At 61.2% G+C, this 16,191-nt stretch carries 15 protein-coding genes; 9 read left to right on the top strand and 6 right to left on the bottom strand.

From position 1 onward, the window contains the following. Positions 1-32 precede the first annotated feature (32 nt). The 4 genes from CRO59_RS26840 to CRO59_RS26825 all read left to right on the top strand — a co-directional run bounded on the left by CRO59_RS26840 (position 33) and on the right by CRO59_RS26825 (position 5,668). Positions 33-1,478, top strand: coding sequence for an aldehyde dehydrogenase family protein (locus CRO59_RS26840; RefSeq protein ID WP_096795340.1), 1,446 nt, complete (start codon positions 33-35; stop codon positions 1,476-1,478). A 158-nt stretch (positions 1,479-1,636) separates the two neighbouring features. Continuing rightward, positions 1,637-3,001 (top strand): MFS transporter, encoded by a 1,365-nt coding sequence (locus CRO59_RS26835; RefSeq protein WP_027610828.1) that lies wholly within the window; start codon positions 1,637-1,639, stop codon positions 2,999-3,001. Between the two features lie 11 nt (positions 3,002-3,012). Then, complete coding sequence (gene garD / locus CRO59_RS26830) at positions 3,013-4,566, top strand: galactarate dehydratase (RefSeq protein ID WP_097090385.1); 1,554 nt, start codon at positions 3,013-3,015, stop codon at positions 4,564-4,566. Positions 4,567-4,726: 160 nt separating this feature from the next. Further along, positions 4,727-5,668, top strand: a complete 942-nt coding sequence (locus tag CRO59_RS26825; RefSeq protein ID WP_097090386.1) for an AEC family transporter — start codon at positions 4,727-4,729, stop codon at positions 5,666-5,668. A gap of 109 nt (positions 5,669-5,777) precedes the next feature. Here the strand turns inward: CRO59_RS26825 and CRO59_RS26820 are convergent, their stop codons facing one another. The 6 genes from CRO59_RS26820 to gatC all read right to left on the bottom strand — a co-directional run bounded on the left by CRO59_RS26820 (position 5,778) and on the right by gatC (position 11,000). After that, entirely contained in the window at positions 5,778-6,158 is a 381-nt protein-coding gene (locus CRO59_RS26820) for a carboxymuconolactone decarboxylase family protein (RefSeq protein ID WP_027610831.1), read from the bottom strand. Continuing rightward, positions 6,155-7,216, bottom strand: a complete 1,062-nt coding sequence (locus CRO59_RS26815; protein ID WP_096795344.1) for a calcium/sodium antiporter — start codon at positions 7,214-7,216, stop codon at positions 6,155-6,157. Before CRO59_RS26815 ends, CRO59_RS26820 begins: the two co-directional genes overlap by 4 nt. Before the next feature lie 46 nt (positions 7,217-7,262). After that, a complete protein-coding gene (locus CRO59_RS26810) occupies positions 7,263-7,637 on the bottom strand; it encodes a septal ring lytic transglycosylase RlpA family protein (protein WP_007966094.1) in 375 nt (124 codons plus the stop codon). Between the two features lie 151 nt (positions 7,638-7,788). Next, positions 7,789-9,234 (bottom strand): Asp-tRNA(Asn)/Glu-tRNA(Gln) amidotransferase subunit GatB, encoded by a 1,446-nt coding sequence (gatB, locus tag CRO59_RS26805; protein ID WP_007961565.1) that lies wholly within the window; start codon positions 9,232-9,234, stop codon positions 7,789-7,791. 10 nt (positions 9,235-9,244) lie between these two features. Beyond that, positions 9,245-10,696 carry an Asp-tRNA(Asn)/Glu-tRNA(Gln) amidotransferase subunit GatA gene (gatA, locus tag CRO59_RS26800; RefSeq protein ID WP_097090387.1) on the bottom strand — a complete coding sequence of 484 codons (1,452 nt, stop codon included), beginning with the start codon at positions 10,694-10,696 and terminating at the stop codon, positions 9,245-9,247. Positions 10,697-10,712: 16 nt separating this feature from the next. Then, positions 10,713-11,000, bottom strand: a complete 288-nt coding sequence (gene gatC, locus CRO59_RS26795) for an Asp-tRNA(Asn)/Glu-tRNA(Gln) amidotransferase subunit GatC (protein WP_003221657.1) — start codon at positions 10,998-11,000, stop codon at positions 10,713-10,715. 211 nt (positions 11,001-11,211) lie between these two features. Between gatC and mreB the strand changes: the two genes are divergently transcribed. From mreB to rng, 5 genes are all read left to right on the top strand, one after another. Beyond that, positions 11,212-12,249 (top strand): rod shape-determining protein MreB, encoded by a 1,038-nt coding sequence (gene mreB / locus CRO59_RS26790; protein ID WP_002555108.1) that lies wholly within the window; start codon positions 11,212-11,214, stop codon positions 12,247-12,249. Between the two features lie 141 nt (positions 12,250-12,390). Continuing rightward, entirely contained in the window at positions 12,391-13,503 is a 1,113-nt protein-coding gene (gene mreC, locus CRO59_RS26785) for a rod shape-determining protein MreC (protein WP_096795346.1), read from the top strand. Beyond that, positions 13,503-13,994 carry a rod shape-determining protein MreD gene (gene mreD, locus CRO59_RS26780; RefSeq protein WP_096795347.1) on the top strand — a complete coding sequence of 164 codons (492 nt, stop codon included), beginning with the start codon at positions 13,503-13,505 and terminating at the stop codon, positions 13,992-13,994. The genes mreC and mreD overlap by 1 nt, the downstream gene beginning before the upstream one ends. Positions 13,995-14,038: 44 nt before the next feature. Beyond that, on the top strand, positions 14,039-14,635 hold the full coding sequence (locus CRO59_RS26775; protein ID WP_096795348.1) for a nucleoside triphosphate pyrophosphatase: 597 nt from the start codon (positions 14,039-14,041) through the stop codon (positions 14,633-14,635). Between the two features lie 58 nt (positions 14,636-14,693). Next, positions 14,694-16,151 carry a ribonuclease G gene (rng, locus tag CRO59_RS26770; protein ID WP_007961585.1) on the top strand — a complete coding sequence of 486 codons (1,458 nt, stop codon included), beginning with the start codon at positions 14,694-14,696 and terminating at the stop codon, positions 16,149-16,151. The last annotated feature ends 40 nt before the right edge of the window (positions 16,152-16,191 follow it).

The raw sequence follows: 16,191 nt of genomic DNA, 5'->3' as shown, positions 1-16,191 counted from the left end.
CAGCGGCTTTTGCGTAGAGAGGAGAATTTTCTGTGGCTGATTCCAAGCGTTACGACAACTACATCAACGGTGAATGGGTCGCCGGTGCCGACTACTCGGCGAACATCAATCCGTCCGAGTTGAGCGATACCATCGGCGATTACGCCAAGGCTGACCTGACTCAGGTTCACGCCGCCATCGATGCGGCCCGCGCCGCGTTCCCGGCGTGGTCGACTTCGGGCATTCAGGCCCGTCACGATGCTCTGGATAAAGTCGGCACGGAAATCCTCGCCCGTCGCGAAGAACTCGGCACCCTGCTGGCCCGGGAGGAGGGCAAGACCCTGCCCGAGGCCATCGGCGAAGTGACCCGCGCCGGCAACATCTTTAAATTCTTCGCCGGTGAATGCCTGCGTCTGTCCGGCGATTACGTGCCGTCGGTGCGCCCGGGCGTCAACGTTGAAGTGACCCGCGAAGCCCTCGGCGTGGTCGGTCTGATCACCCCGTGGAACTTCCCGATTGCGATCCCGGCATGGAAGATTGCTCCGGCATTGGCCTACGGCAACTGCGTGGTGCTGAAACCTGCGGATCTGGTGCCGGGTTGTGCCTGGGCGCTGGCGGAAATCATCTCCCGTGCGGGCTTCCCGGCCGGCGTGTTCAACCTGGTGATGGGCAGCGGTCGAGTGGTCGGCGAAGCGCTGGTCAACAGCCCGAAAGTCGATGGCATCAGCTTCACCGGTTCGGTGGGCGTGGGTCGGCAGATCGCCGTCAACTGCGTTTCGCGTCAAGCCAAGGTGCAGCTGGAAATGGGCGGCAAGAACCCGCAGATCATTCTCGACGACGCCGACCTCAAACAAGCGGTCGAGCTCTCGGTGCAGAGCGCGTTCTATTCCACCGGCCAGCGTTGCACGGCGTCGAGCCGCCTGATCGTCACCGCCGGGATTCACGACAAATTCGTCGAGGCCATGGCCGAGCGCATGCAGTCGATCAAGGTCGGCCACGCGCTGAAATCCGGCACCGACATCGGTCCGGTGGTTTCCCAGGCGCAGCTTGAACAGGACATGAAGTACATCGACATCGGCCAGAGCGAGGGTGCACGTCTGGTCAGCGGCGGTGGTCTGGTGACCTGCGACACCGAAGGCTACTTCCTCGCGCCAACGCTGTTTGCCGACAGCGAAGCGTCGATGCGCATCAGCCGTGAAGAGATCTTCGGCCCGGTGGCCAACGTCGTTCGCGTGGCCGATTACGAGGCGGCGCTGGCGATGGCCAACGACACCGAGTTCGGTCTGTCGGCCGGTATTGCCACCACGTCGCTGAAGTACGCCAACCACTTCAAGCGCCATTCGCAGGCCGGGATGGTGATGGTCAACCTGCCGACCGCCGGTGTCGATTACCACGTTCCGTTCGGTGGCCGTAAGGGTTCATCCTATGGCTCACGTGAGCAAGGGCGCTATGCACAAGAGTTCTACACCGTGGTGAAAACCGCCTACATCGGTTCCTGATACACGCAATACCTGTGGGAGCTGGCTTGCCAGCGATGCGGACGACGCGATATGCCCTCGTACCGCGGTGATGCCATCGCTGGCAAGCCAGCTCCCACAAAAGCAACACCAAAGAAGATTCACCCGCGCATAAAAATAATCAGTGGGAGTACATCTACATGCAATCGTCCAAGCCGACTCACGTCCGCTATTTGATCCTGCTCATGCTGTTCCTGGTGACCACGATCAACTACGCCGACCGCGCGACCATCGCCATCGCCGGTTCCAGCCTGCAAAAAGACCTCGGCATCGACGCGGTCACCCTCGGCTACATCTTCTCCGCTTTCGGCTGGGCCTACGTTGCCGGGCAGATTCCCGGTGGCTGGCTGCTCGATCGCTTCGGCTCGAAAAAAGTCTATGCCCTGAGCATTTTCACCTGGTCGCTGTTCACCGTGCTGCAAGGCTTTGTCGGTGAATTCGGCATGTCCACGGCGATCGTTGCGCTGTTCATGCTGCGCTTTCTGGTGGGCCTGGCCGAGGCGCCATCCTTTCCCGGCAACGCGCGGATTGTCGCGGCCTGGTTCCCGACTGCGGAACGCGGTACCGCCTCGGCGATCTTCAACTCGGCGCAATACTTCGCCACCGTGCTGTTCGCACCGCTGATGGGCTGGATCGTGTATCGCTTCGGCTGGGAGCACGTGTTCATCGTCATGGGCATCCTCGGTATCATCTTCTCGCTGGTCTGGCTCAAGGTTATCCACAGCCCGCGTCAACATCCGCTGGCCAACGAAGCCGAAGTGCAGTTCATCGCCGACAACGGCGGCATGGTCGACATGGACGTCAAGCAAGGCAAAAAATCCGACGGTCCGAAGTGGGATTACATCCGTCAGTTGCTGACCAACCGCATGATGCTCGGTGTATATCTGGGTCAGTACTGCATCAACGGCATCACCTATTTCTTCCTGACCTGGTTCCCGGTGTACCTGGTGCAGGAGCGTGGCATGACCATCCTCAAGGCCGGTTTTATCGCCTCGTTGCCGGCAATCTGCGGTTTCATCGGTGGCGTGCTTGGCGGGGTGATTTCCGATTACTTGCTGCGCAAAGGGCATTCGCTGACCTTCGCCCGCAAGGCACCGATCATCGCCGGATTGCTGGTGTCGAGCAGCATCGTCGCTTGCAACTATGTCGATGTTGAATGGATGGTGGTCGGCTTCATGGCATTGGCATTCTTCGGCAAAGGCGTGGGCGCGTTGGGCTGGGCAGTGGTGTCCGACACTTCGCCAAAACAGATCGCCGGTCTGAGCGGTGGCCTGTTCAACACCTTTGGCAACATCGCCTCGATTACCACGCCGATCGTGATTGGCTACATCATCAGCTCCACCGGTTCGTTCAAGTGGGCGCTGGTGTTCGTCGGTGCCAACGCACTGGTCGCGGTGTTCAGCTACCTGGTGATCGTCGGCCCGATCAAACGTGTGGTGCTCAAAGAGCCGCCAACCAACGGTGGTTCTGAAATCACCGGCAAATTGTCTCAAGCGCATTCCTGAGGAGCGGCGTCATGCAGTTGATTGAACATTCCGACTCGCCGCGCTACATCCGTCTGCACGAGCGGGACAACGTAGTGATTGTGGTCAACGACCAGGGCGTACCGGCCGGCACCGAGTTCCCGGACGGTCTGGTGACCGTGGACTTTGTGCCGCAGAGCCACAAGGTCACCCTCGAGGACATTCCCGAGGGCGGCCAGGTGATTCGCTACGGCCAGACCATCGGCTACGCGTTGCAGCCGATCCCGCGTGGCAGCTGGGTCAAGGAAGATCAACTGCGCATGCCGACCGCGCCGCCGCTGGACAGCCTGCCGCTGTCCACCGAGGTGCCTGCCGCACAGGCCCCGCTGGAAGGCTTCACGTTCGAGGGTTATCGCAACGCCGACGGCACCGTCGGTACGCGCAATATTCTCGGGATCACCACCACGGTGCAGTGCGTGACCGGCGTGCTCGATCACGCGGTGAAACGCATCAAGGACGAGTTGCTGCCGAAGTATCCGCACGTCGATGATGTGGTGGCGCTGACCCACAGTTACGGCTGCGGCGTGGCGATCACCGCCACTGACGCCTATATACCGATCCGCACCGTGCGCAACCTGGCGCGCAACCCGAACCTGGGTGGCGAAGCGCTGGTGATCAGCCTAGGCTGCGAGAAATTGCAGGCCGGGCAGGTGATGCACGAGGACGATGCCTCGGTCGATCTCAGCGAGCCATGGCTGTATCGCCTGCAGGATTCCAGTCACGGTTTCACCGAGATGATCGAGCAGATCATGGCGCTGGCCGATACTCGTTTGAAGAAGCTCGACCAGCGCCGTCGCGAAACCGTGCCGGCCTCCGAACTGATCCTCGGCATGCAGTGCGGCGGCAGCGATGCGTTCTCCGGCATCACCGCCAACCCGGCGCTGGGTTATGCCTCGGACTTGCTGCTGCGCGCAGGGGCGACGGTGATGTTTTCCGAAGTCACCGAAGTGCGCGATGCGATTTATCTGCTGACTTCCCGTGCCGAAACCAAGACCGTGGCGCAGGAACTGGTGCGCGAGATGGATTGGTACGACCGTTATCTGGCCAAAGGTGAAGCGGATCGCAGTGCCAACACCACGCCGGGCAACAAGAAGGGCGGGTTGTCGAACATTGTCGAGAAGTCGCTGGGTTCGATCGTCAAATCCGGTAGCAGCGCGATCAATGGCGTGCTCGGCCCGGGCGAGCGTTTCAAGCAGAAGGGTTTGATTTTCTGCGCCACACCGGCGAGCGATTTTGTCTGCGGCACCTTGCAGTTGGCAGCGGGAATGAACCTGCATGTGTTCACCACCGGGCGAGGTACGCCTTATGGTTTGGCGATGGCGCCGGTGGTCAAGGTTTCGACCCGCACCGAGCTGGCGCAGCGCTGGCCGGACCTGATCGACATCGATGCCGGTCGGATTGCCACCGGGCGCGCGACCATCGAGGAATTGGGCTGGGAGTTGTTCCACTACTACCTGGATGTGGCGAGCGGCAAGCAGCAGACCTGGGCGGAGAAGCACAAGCTGCATAACGACATCACCCTGTTCAATCCTGCGCCGATTACCTGATACCGCGGTCATCGTTCTTCGCGAGCAGGCTCGCTCCCACATTTGAAATGCATTCCCCTGTGGGAGCGAGCCTGCTCGCGAAAGCGATCCAACAGACGCCAAAGGATCGGGTGGCTTATCATTAAGCCCTGACGACGCTCACCCAAAGGCTCCCCCCGGCATGCTGGCAATCTTCCTCGAAACCCTGAACATCACCGCGCCGGTGTTCGCCATGCTGTTCCTCGGGGTGTTGCTCAAGCGCATCGACTGGATCAACGATAACTTCATCCACACCGCCTCGGCGCTGGTGTTCAACGTCAGCATGCCGGCGCTGCTGTTTCTCGGGATTCTGCATGCGGATCTGCACGCCGCACTGCAACCGGCGCTGCTGATCTATTTTGCGATCGCGACGCTGGTGAGTTTTGCTCTGGCCTGGGGCTGGGCGATCATCAAGTGCCCGCGTGAAGATCGCGGCATCTACACCCAGGGTGCGTTTCGCGGCAACAACGGGGTGATCGGTCTGGCGCTGGCGGCGAGCATGTACGGCGACTACGGGATTTCCCTCGGGGCGATTCTCGCGGCGCTGGTGATCCTGTTTTACAACACGCTGTCGACCATCGTGCTCGCGGTGTACAGCCCGGTGATCAAGTCCGATCCGTGGAGCATTTGCAAAAGCGTGTTCAGCAACCCGCTGATCATCAGCGTGATTGCCGCCGCGCCGTTCGCGTATTTCCAGATCAGCCTGCCGGGCTGGCTGGAAACCTCCGGCCAGTATCTGGCGCAAACCACTTTGCCGCTGGCGCTGATCTGCATTGGTGGCACGCTGTCACTGGCGGCGCTGCGCAAGAGCGGCAGCATGGCGCTGAGTTCGAGTCTGGTGAAGATGATCGGCCTGCCGGTGTTGGCGACGCTGGGGGCGTGGTTGTGGGGCTTTCGTGGCGCAGAGCTGGGGATTCTGTTTCTGTACTTCGGCAGCCCGACGGCGGCGGCCAGTTTCGTCATGGCCCGGGCGGCGCAGGGCAATCATGAGCTGGCGGCAGCGATTATCGTGATGACCACGCTGATGGCGGCGGTGACCACCAATATCGGGATCTTTCTGTTGCAGTGGGGTGGGTGGATCTGACTGACAGATCTTCAGTGGCTGACAGGGCCTCTTCGCGAGCAGGCTCGCTCTCACAGGGAAATGCATTCCCAATGTGGGAGCGGGCTTGCTCGCGAAGGCGTCAGTTCGATCATTCAGGTTTCTGATAGGTATCGATCACTTCCTGCGCCGCACGAAACGCATCAATCGCCGCCGGCACCCCGGCGTACACCGCGCAATGCAGCAGCGCCTCGCGAATCTCTTCGACCGTGCAGCCGTTGTTCAGCGCACCGCGCACGTGGCCCTTCAATTCCTGCGGGCACTTCAATGCGGTCAGCGCTGCAAGGGTAATCAGGCTGCGGGTTTTCAGCGGCAGACCTTCGCGATTCCACACCCCGCCCCAGGCGTGTTCATTGACGAAATCCTGCAACGGCTGAGTGAATTCAGTGGCGTTGCCCAAGGCGCGATCAACGAACGCATCGCCCATTACCTGACGGCGGATTTCAACCCCGGTTTTCTGCGAATCGGTCATGGCACATCCCTCTTGTGGTGTTGGCGGCGCCAGGCGCGTACGGACGTGAACAACAGAAACGCCAGCAGCGTCGGCAGCACGTAGAACAGCATCAGTTTTTCCAGTTTGCCGGCCAGTGGCATGCCGGTGGTGAACGACACCACGTGCAGCCCGTAAGCCGCGTACAAACCGAGCAACAACAAACCTTCGACGCGGGTCACGCGGTAGCCGGAATAGAACACTGGCAGGCACAAAGCGGCGACGCCGAGCATCACCGGCAAGTCGAAATCCAGCGCGTTGGGCGAGACCGACAACGGCGTCGGCGCAATCAACGCAGTGACCCCGAGCACCCCGAGCAGGTTGAACAGGTTGGCGCCAATCACGTTGCCCACGGCGATATCGCGTTGTCCGCGCAATGCCGCGATCAGCGAGGTGGCGAGTTCCGGCAACGAGGTGCCGACCGCAACCACCGTCAGACCGATCACCCGTTCGGAGAAGCCCAGATCGGTCGCCACCGCCACCGCTGCGCCGAGCAGCAAATGCCCGGCGAACACCAACAGCGCCAGGCCGACAACGATCATCAGCAGACTGCTGAACCACGGTGCCTGCGGGGCTTGCGGCAATTCCGAATGCGGGCGCGCCGAGTGCCGCGACTGGCGCAGCAACAGGCCCAGATACAACGCCAATGCCGCGAGCAACAGCACGCCGTCGAAGCGGCCGATCTGTTCATTCCAGGCGAGGACGAACACCAGCAGGCTGGCGCCGATCATCAGCGGAATGTCCAAGCGCACCAGTTGCCGCGACACCCGCAGCGGAATGATCAGCGCCGACAGGCCGAGGGTCACGAGGATGTTGAAGATGCTGCTGCCGATCACGCTGCCGACGGCAATGTCGGGGTTGTGCGCCAGGGTCGCTTGCAAGCTGACCGCCATCTGTGGGGCGCTGCTGCCGAGGGCGACGATGGTCAGGCCGATGATCAGCGGTCGCACATGCAGGCGCGCGGCGAGACGCACGGCGGCGCGCACCATCAGTTCGGCGCCGAGGATCAGCAGGATCAGGCCGCTGAGCAGTTCGATCACATTGATCAGCGGTAAATCGGCTAGAGCAAAAATGGTCAGCGCTCCATCAGTCGTCGAGGGCCTGTATGCGCACCCGCGCCGTGCCGCTACCGAGCATGCCGAGGCGTTCGGCGGCTTCACGCGAGACATCGATCAAGCGGCCGCGGGTGTGCGGGCCGCGATCGTTGATGCGCACAACGCAGGATTTGTCGTTTTTCAGGTTGGTGACCTTCACCCGTGTGCCGAATGGCAATTGGCGGTGGGCGGCGGTCAGGGAATGCTGGTTGAACGGCTCGCCACTGGCGGTGCGTTTACCGTGGTGCTTGGCACCGTAATAGGAGGCGACGCCGGTCTGGTCGTACCCGTGCGGGTCGATGATGTCGTTGCTGGCGCAACCGGCGAGCAAGGAGAGCAGGGCGCAGGCGCCGAGCAGACGTTTCATTCAAAGGCTCCACAAAACAAATGTGGAAACAACCCAATGTGAAGATCAGCTTCAGTGGTGAGGGGATAAATCCCCTCACCACAAAACCCCTTCAGCTATGGATTGTTCCCACAGGGGATGGAGCCAGGCTTCAGGTCTGGCCCCATTTGCATCAGCCTTCGAGCTTGCTTTTCAGCAGTTCGTTCACTTGCTGCGGGTTGGCTTTGCCTTTCGAAGCCTTCATGGCCTGACCGACAAAGAAGCCGAACATCTTGCCGCGTTTGGCTTCGTCTGCCGCACGGTATTGTTCGACCTGCTCGGCGTTGGCCGCGAGCATTTCGTCCAGCACCGCGGAGATCGCGCCGCTGTCGGTCACTTGCTTGAGACCGCGCTTGTCGATGATCTCGTCCGCCGTGCCTTCGCCGTTGGCCATCGCTTCGAACACCACTTTGGCGATCTTGCCGGAGATGGTGTTGTCCTTGATGCGCTGCAGCATGCCGCCCAACAGTTCAGCGGAAACCGGCGACTCGTCGATGTCCAGGCCTTGCTTGTTGAGCAGGCTGCCCAACTCGACCATCACCCAGTTCGCCGCCAGTTTGGCGTCGCCGCCGATGGCTGCGACCTTCTCGAAGTAGTCCGCTTGCTCACGGCTGGTGGCCAGCACGTTGGCGTCGTAGGCCGACAGACCGAACTGGCTCTGGAAGCGCTCGCGTTTTTGCGGTGGCAGTTCCGGCAGGGTGGCGCGCACCTCGCCGAGGAACGACTCTTCGATGACCACCGGCAGCAGGTCCGGGTCGGGGAAGTAACGATAGTCGTTGGCTTCCTCTTTGGAGCGCATCGGACGGGTCTCGTCCTTGTTCGGATCGTACAGACGGGTCTGCTGGATCACTTTGCCGCCGTCTTCGATCAGCTCGATCTGCCGCTGGATCTCGGAGTTGATGGCCTTCTCGATGAAGCGGAACGAGTTGACGTTCTTGATCTCGCAGCGGGTACCGAACTCGACCTGGCCTTTCGGGCGTACCGAGACGTTGCAGTCGCAACGCAGCGAACCTTCGGCCATGTTGCCGTCGCAGATGCCCAGGTAACGCACCAGCGCATGGATCGCCTTGACGTACGCCACGGCTTCCTTGGCGCTGCGCATGTCCGGCTCGGAAACGATTTCCAGCAGCGGCGTGCCGGCACGGTTCAGGTCAATGCCGGTGGCACCGTTGAATTCTTCGTGCAGGCTCTTGCCGGCGTCTTCTTCCAGGTGCGCGCGGGTGATGCCGACACGTTTGACGGTGCCGTCTTCCAGCGCGATGTCCAGGTGGCCCTTGCCGACGATCGGCAATTCCATCTGGCTGATCTGGTAGCCCTTCGGCAGGTCCGGGTAGAAGTAGTTTTTGCGGGCGAACACGTTGTGCTGACCGATCTCGGCGTCAATCGCCAGACCGAACATCACCGCCATGCGCACCGCTTCCTGGTTCAGCACCGGCAATACGCCGGGCATGCCCAGGTCGATCAGGCTGGCCTGGGTGTTCGGCTCGGAGCCGAACTGGGTGGAACTACCGGAAAAGATTTTCGACCGGGTAGTGAGCTGAGTGTGAATCTCCAGCCCGATCACGACTTCCCATTGCATGTGTGTCTCCTCAGAAGCCGGTTGGGGTGCGGGTGTGCCAGTCAGTGTTCAACTGATACTGATGGGCAACGTTCAACAGGCGACCTTCCTGGAAATACGGCGCAAGCAACTGCACGCCCACCGGCAGACCGTCGACAAAACCGGCCGGCATCGACAGGCCCGGCAGGCCCGCGAGGTTGGCGGTGATGGTGTAGACGTCTTCCAGATAGGCAGCGACCGGGTCGCTGTTCTTCGCGCCGAGCTTCCAGGCCGGGTTCGGCGTGGTCGGGCCGAGGATGATGTCGACTTCATTAAAGGCCGCCATGAAGTCGTTTTTCACCAGACGACGGATCTTCTGCGCTTTCAGGTAGTAGGCGTCGTAGTAACCGGCGGACAGCGCGTAGGCACCGACCATGATCCGGCGCTGCACTTCCGGCCCGAAGCCTTCGCCGCGGGAGCGCTTGTACAGGTCGATCAGGTTTTCCGGGTTCTCGCAGCGATGGCCGAAACGCACGCCGTCGAAACGCGACAGGTTCGAGGAGGCCTCGGCTGGCGCGATCACGTAGTACGCAGGAATCGCGTGCTGCATGTTCGGCAGGCTGATTTCCTTGATCACGGCACCGAGCTTCTGCAGCTCTTTGATGCTGTTCTGGATCAGTTCGGCGATGCGCGGGTCGAGACCGGCGCTGAAGTATTCCTTCGGCACGCCGATGCGCAGGCCCTGCAGCGAAGTGTTGAGGCTGGCGGAGTAATCCGGAACCGGCTCATCGATGCTGGTGGAGTCGTTCTGGTCGAACCCGGCCATACCTTGCAACAAAATCGCGCAGTCTTCGGCCGTACGCGCCAACGGGCCACCCTGATCGAGGCTGGAGGCGTAAGCGATCATGCCCCAGCGCGAAACACGACCGTACGTCGGTTTCAGGCCTGTGAGGTTGGTGAATGCAGCGGGCTGACGGATCGAACCACCGGTATCGGTGGCCGTGGCCGCCGGCAACAGACGAGCGGCAACCGCCGCCGCCGAACCACCGGACGAACCACCCGGCACGTGTTCCAGATTCCACGGGTTTTTCACCGCACCGTACCAGCTCGACTCGTTGGCCGAACCCATGGCGAATTCGTCCATGTTGGTCTTGCCCAGGGTCACGGCGCCGGCAGCGGCCAGTTTCGCGACCACGGTGGCGTCGTACGGGGCCTTGAAGTTGTCGAGCATCTTCGAACCGCAGCTGGTGCGGATGCCCTGGGTGCAGAACAGGTCCTTGTGGGCGATCGGCGCACCGAGCAGGGCGCCGCTCTCACCGTTGGCCCGGCGTGCATCGGCGGCTTTCGCCTGCTCGAGTGCCAGCTCTTCGGTGAGGCTGATGAAACTGTTGAGCTGCGGATCGAGCTGGGTAATACGCGCCAGCAGGACTTTGGTCAGCTCTTCGGAGGAAAACTTTTTATCGGCGAGACCGCGGGCGATCTCGGCCAGAGTCATTTGATGCATTGCAGGCTCTTTCCCTTTAGTCGATGACTTTCGGAACCAGATACAGGCCGTTTTCGACCGCTGGTGCGATGGACTGATAGGCCTCGCGGTGATTGGTCTCGGTCACGACGTCGGCGCGCAGGCGCTGACTGGCTTCCAGCGGGTGGGCCAAAGGCTCGATACCGTCGGTATCAACGGCCTGCATTTCGTCGACCAGCCCGAGAATGCTGTTGAGGGCGGAAGTAATGTGCGGAAGATCGGCATCATTCAGGCCAAGGCAGGCCAGATGTGCGATTTTTTCCACGTCGGAGCGTTCTAGCGCCATCGGGATTCTCCAGTGGAAAACAGAACGGACGGCGTCCGTGTGTTAGATTGTCGGAACACTACCGCACTTCTACGGTCATAAGGCCGCGATTGTGGGGCTTGGTGCACAGAAAAGCGGCCAATTTAACATATTGGCGCCTTGCCCAAAATCCCTGTCGTTGTTAGAGTTTGCCGCACTTTTTTACCCACGCGTTGCCTAGGGTCCCTTTCCCATGTTCAAGAAACTGCGTGGCATGTTTTCCAGCGATCTTTCCATTGACCTGGGCACTGCCAACACCCTTATTTACGTGCGCGAGCGCGGTATCGTCCTGAATGAGCCATCGGTTGTGGCCATTCGGACACACGGTAACCAGAAAAGTGTCGTTGCTGTCGGCACCGAAGCCAAGCGCATGCTCGGCCGTACGCCGGGCAACATTGCTGCCATTCGTCCGATGAAGGACGGCGTGATCGCCGACTTCAGCGTCTGCGAAAAGATGCTGCAATACTTTATCAACAAGGTTCACGAAAACAGCTTTCTGCAGCCCAGCCCTCGTGTGCTGATCTGCGTTCCATGCAAATCCACCCAGGTTGAGCGTCGTGCCATCCGTGAATCGGCCCTTGGTGCCGGTGCCCGTGAAGTGTTCCTGATCGAAGAGCCGATGGCTGCTGCGATCGGTGCCGGCCTGCCGGTTGAAGAAGCACGCGGTTCGATGGTCGTCGATATTGGTGGTGGTACCACTGAAATCGCGCTGATCTCCCTGAACGGTGTGGTCTACGCCGAATCCGTCCGCGTGGGCGGCGACCGCTTCGACGAAGCGATCATCACCTACGTGCGCCGCAACTACGGCAGCCTGATCGGTGAATCGACTGCCGAGCGCATCAAGCAGGAAATCGGTACGGCCTACCCGGGCGGCGAAGTTCGCGAAGTCGACGTTCGCGGTCGCAACCTGGCCGAAGGTGTTCCACGTGCATTCACCCTGAACTCCAACGAAGTGCTGGAAGCTCTGCAAGAGTCCCTGGCCACCATCGTTCAGGCGGTGAAAAGCGCCCTGGAGCAATCGCCGCCGGAACTGGCTTCCGACATCGCCGAGCGCGGCCTGGTGCTGACCGGCGGTGGCGCACTGCTGCGTGACCTCGACAAGTTGCTGGCTCAGGAAACCGGTCTGCCGGTGATCGTTGCCGAAGATCCGCTGACCTGCGTTGCTCGCGGCGGTGGCCGTGCATTGGAAATGATGGACAAGCACACCATGGACCTGCTCTCCAGCGAATAAGCGCCGGTTTGCAATACGTGGGTGAGCGCACAGGCAGCACTTTGCAGTGCTGCCTGTTGGCGTTTATCTTCTGTCAGTCTTCATCCAGGCCGGTTTGATGCCGTATGAATAAACAGAACATTTGCCTGGGAGGAGCGGCTTATTAAACCGCTTTTCGCCAAAGGCCCTTCGTTGGGTGTGCGCCTGTTGGTGCTGGCCGTGCTATCGGTCGCGCTGATGGTGGTCGATGCCCGCTTCGACCTGCTCAAGCCCGCGCGCAAACAAGCGTCGCTGGTGTTGATGGACGCCTACTGGATCACCGACCTGCCCGGACGGCTGTGGGAAGGCATCGCCAGTCAGTTCGGCAGCCGCACCGAGCTGGTCGCCGAAAACGAAAAACTCAAGACCGAGAACCTGCTGTTGCAGGGCCGCATGCAGAAGCTTGCCGCCCTCACCGAGCAGAACGTGCGGCTGCGCGAGTTGCTCAATTCCTCCGCACTGGTCAACGAGAAGGTCGAAGTGGCCGAGTTGATCGGCATGGACCCCAATCCCTTCACCCATCGCATCATCATCAATAAAGGTGAGCGCGATGGCGTGGTGCTCGGTCAGCCGGTGCTCGATGCACGCGGCCTGATGGGCCAGGTGGTCGAGTTGATGCCTTACACCTCCCGGGTGCTGCTGCTGACCGACACCACTCACAGCATTCCTGTGCAGGTGAACCGTAACGGTCTGCGGGCGATTGCCAGCGGCACCGGTAACCCGGAACGCCTGGAACTGCGCCATGTCGCCGATACCGCCGACATCAAGGAAGGCGATCTGCTGGTCAGCTCCGGCCTGGGTCAGCGTTTCCCGGCCGGTTATCCGGTGGCGACGGTCAAGGAAGTCATCCACGACTCCGGCCAGCCGTTCGCGATTGTTCGCGCGGTGCCAACCGCTGCGTTAAACCGCAGCCGTTATCTGCTGCTGGTGTTCAGTGACAACCGCACCGCCGAAGAGCGCGCCAACGATGCGGCGCAGGCCCAGGAAAATCTCGATGCGCAGGGCGGTGGCCCGATGCTTCCGGCCACGGTGCCGAAAGTCGTCAACACACCGGCAGCCGCGACAACGCCAGCTGCGTCGACCGCTCCAGCGCCCGCTGCTGCGGCCAGCACCACGCCGGCCAAACCTGCGGCCAAGCCAGCGGCGGCAAGCAAGCCGCCAGCTTCCCAGCCTGCTGCGCGTCCGGCGGCGAAACCGCCCGCCACTGCGCCGGGCAACACAGGGAGACAAGAATAATGGTCGGCGCTACCGCTTCGCGTAACGGCTGGATTGTCTGGCTGACGTTTGTCTTCGGCATCCTGCTCAGCGTTTCACCGCTGCCGATGTTCATGGAAATCCTGCGTCCCCTCTGGCTGGCCTTGCTGCTGACTTTCTGGGCGTTGTACATGCCGCATACGGTCGGCATGGTCACCGCGTTCTGCCTGGGGCTGGCCGAAGACGTGCTGCAGGGCGATCTGCTTGGCCAGAATGCCTTGATCCTGACGCTGATCACCTTCCTCGTGCTGTCGTTGCAGCAGCGTCTGCGGATGTTCCCGATGTGGCAGCAATGCCTGGTGATCCTGGTGATCTTCGGCCTCGCTCAACTGGTTCAACTGTGGCTCAGCGCCTTGACCGGCAATCGTCAGCCCACCCTGGCGCTGGTACTGCCGGCACTGGTCAGTGCCTTGCTCTGGCCTTGGGTCAGCTTCGCTTTGCGTGGATTGCGCCGGCGCTACAAAATCAACTGATTCGGTCAGGCATGTGCCCGCACCTCGACAAGGGAGATGTCTTGATGAAGCCGCTTTACCTCGCCTCTGGTTCGCCGCGTCGGCGTGAGTTGCTCACGCAGATCGGCGTGCCGTTCTCCGCCATCAGTGCGGACATCGATGAAACCCCAATCCCCGAAGAATCGCCCTCGGCCTATGTCGAACGCCTCGCGCGTGGCAAGGCCGAGGCCGGTCGACGCACGCGGGTGTCCGACGCGGCGTTTTGCGTTCTGGGCGCGGACACCGCCGTGGTGCTCGACGGCAAAATTCTTGGCAAACCGGTGGACGAAGCCGATGCATGCGCCATGCTGATGATGTTGTCCGGCAAGGAGCATGAAGTGCTGACCGCCATCGCCGTGCTCGAAGGCGAGCGCTGCGAGTCGCGCGTGGTGCGCAGTCTGGTGCGGTTCCGCCCGATCAGCCGCGAAGAAGCGGCGGCCTACTGGGCCAGTGGCGAACCCCGGGACAAGGCCGGCGGTTATGGCATTCAGGGCCTCGGCGCGGTGTTTGTCGCCGGGCTCAATGGCAGCTATTCGGCGGTGGTCGGGCTGCCGGTTTGCGAAACCGCAGAACTGTTGGGCCATTTCGGCATACCCTGTTGGCAAAACCTGAACGCGCAATGAGCGTCGTACGAATCAAGATGCGGCCATTATCGTGAACATGCCTGAACGAGACCCTGCCATGAGTGAAGAGATTCTGATCAACATCACGCCGATGGAATCGCGCGTGGCGGTGGTCGAAAACGGTGTGCTGCAAGAAGTCCACGTTGAGCGCACGCAAAAACGCGGGATCGTCGGCAACATCTATAAGGGCAAGATTGTCCGGGTGCTGCCGGGCATGCAGGCGGCATTCGTCGACATCGGTCTGGATCGCGCCGCGTTCATTCATGCCTCGGAAATTTCTTTGCGCGAAGGCCCGGCGGTGGAAAGCATCAGCGCGCTGGTGCACGAAGGGCAGAGCCTGGTGGTACAGGTGACCAAGGATCCGATCGGTTCCAAGGGCGCGCGCCTGACCACGCAGCTGTCGATTCCGTCGCGCTATCTGGTGTACATGCCGCGCACCGCCCACGTCGGCATTTCCCTGAAAATCGAAGACGAAGCCGAGCGCGAGCGCCTCAAACAGGTGGTCAGCGATTGTGTGGCCAAGGAAGGAATCAAGGAGGCCGGTGGCTTCATCCTGCGTACCGCCGCCGAAGGTGCCGGGGCCGATGAGATCCTCATGGACATCCGCTACCTGCGCCGTCTGTGGGATCAGATCAATGCGCAGATCCAGACCATCGGCGCGCCAAGTGTGATCTACGAAGACCTCGGTCTGGCCCTGCGCACCTTGCGCGATCTGGTCAGCCCGAAGATCGAGAAAATCCGTATCGACTCCCGGGAAACCTTCCAGAAAACCACGCAGTTCGTCGCCGAACTGATGCCGGAGATTGCCGATCGTCTGGAACACTATCCGGGCGAACGGCCGATTTTCGACCTGTATGGCGTCGAAGACGAAATCCAGAAAGCCCTCGAGCGCAAAGTGCCGCTCAAGTCCGGCGGCTATCTGGTGGTCGATCCGGCGGAAGCCATGACCACCATCGACGTCAACACCGGCGCGTTTGTAGGCCATCGCAACCTTGAAGAAACCATCTTCAAGACCAACCTCGAAGCCGCCACCGCGATTGCCCGGCAGATGCGCCTGCGCAATCTGGGCGGGATCATCATCATCGACTTCATCGACATGGAAGATGAAGAGCATCAGCGCCAGGTGCTGCGCACCCTGGAAAAACAGCTCGAACGTGATCACGCCAAGACCAACATCATCGGCATCACCGAGTTAGGCCTGGTGCAGATGACCCGCAAGCGCACCCGCGAAAGCCTTGAGCAAGTGCTGTGCGAGCCGTGCAGCAGTTGCCAGGGCCGGGGCAAGCTGAAGACCCCGGAAACCATCTGTTACGAGATTTTCCGCGAGATTCTGCGCGAAGCCCGCGCCTATCAGGCCGAAGGTTACCGGGTGCTGGCGAACCAGAAAGTGGTGGACCGTTTGCTCGATGAAGAATCCGGTAACGTCGCCGAGCTTGAAGGGTTTATCGGCCGCACCATACGCTTTCAGGTCGAAACCATGTATTCCCAGGAACAATATGACGTGGTGCTGCTCTGAACCCCTGCAGCACATTTAATCCACAACGGCTGGCCTCAGC

This window comes from Pseudomonas sp. LAMO17WK12:I5 (assembly GCF_900215165.1).
GTDB lineage: Bacteria > Pseudomonadota > Gammaproteobacteria > Pseudomonadales > Pseudomonadaceae > Aquipseudomonas > Aquipseudomonas putida_A.
This window is presented reverse-complemented; position numbering and strand designations above follow the sequence as displayed.

Coding starts and splice junctions, on each gene's coding strand:
- gatB (WP_007961565.1), bottom strand. CDS start 9,234: ATGCAATGGGAAGTCGTGATCGGGCTGGAGATTCACACTCAGCTCACT.
- CRO59_RS26835 (WP_027610828.1), top strand. CDS start 1,637: ATGCAATCGTCCAAGCCGACTCACGTCCGCTATTTGATCCTGCTCATG.
- garD (WP_097090385.1), top strand. CDS start 3,013: ATGCAGTTGATTGAACATTCCGACTCGCCGCGCTACATCCGTCTGCAC.
- CRO59_RS26825 (WP_097090386.1), top strand. CDS start 4,727: ATGCTGGCAATCTTCCTCGAAACCCTGAACATCACCGCGCCGGTGTTC.
- CRO59_RS26820 (WP_027610831.1), bottom strand. CDS start 6,158: ATGACCGATTCGCAGAAAACCGGGGTTGAAATCCGCCGTCAGGTAATG.
- CRO59_RS26810 (WP_007966094.1), bottom strand. CDS start 7,637: ATGAAACGTCTGCTCGGCGCCTGCGCCCTGCTCTCCTTGCTCGCCGGT.
- gatC (WP_003221657.1), bottom strand. CDS start 11,000: ATGGCGCTAGAACGCTCCGACGTGGAAAAAATCGCACATCTGGCCTGC.
- mreB (WP_002555108.1), top strand. CDS start 11,212: ATGTTCAAGAAACTGCGTGGCATGTTTTCCAGCGATCTTTCCATTGAC.
- mreD (WP_096795347.1), top strand. CDS start 13,503: ATGGTCGGCGCTACCGCTTCGCGTAACGGCTGGATTGTCTGGCTGACG.
- CRO59_RS26775 (WP_096795348.1), top strand. CDS start 14,039: ATGAAGCCGCTTTACCTCGCCTCTGGTTCGCCGCGTCGGCGTGAGTTG.
- gatA (WP_097090387.1), bottom strand. CDS start 10,696: ATGCATCAAATGACTCTGGCCGAGATCGCCCGCGGTCTCGCCGATAAA.
- rng (WP_007961585.1), top strand. CDS start 14,694: ATGAGTGAAGAGATTCTGATCAACATCACGCCGATGGAATCGCGCGTG.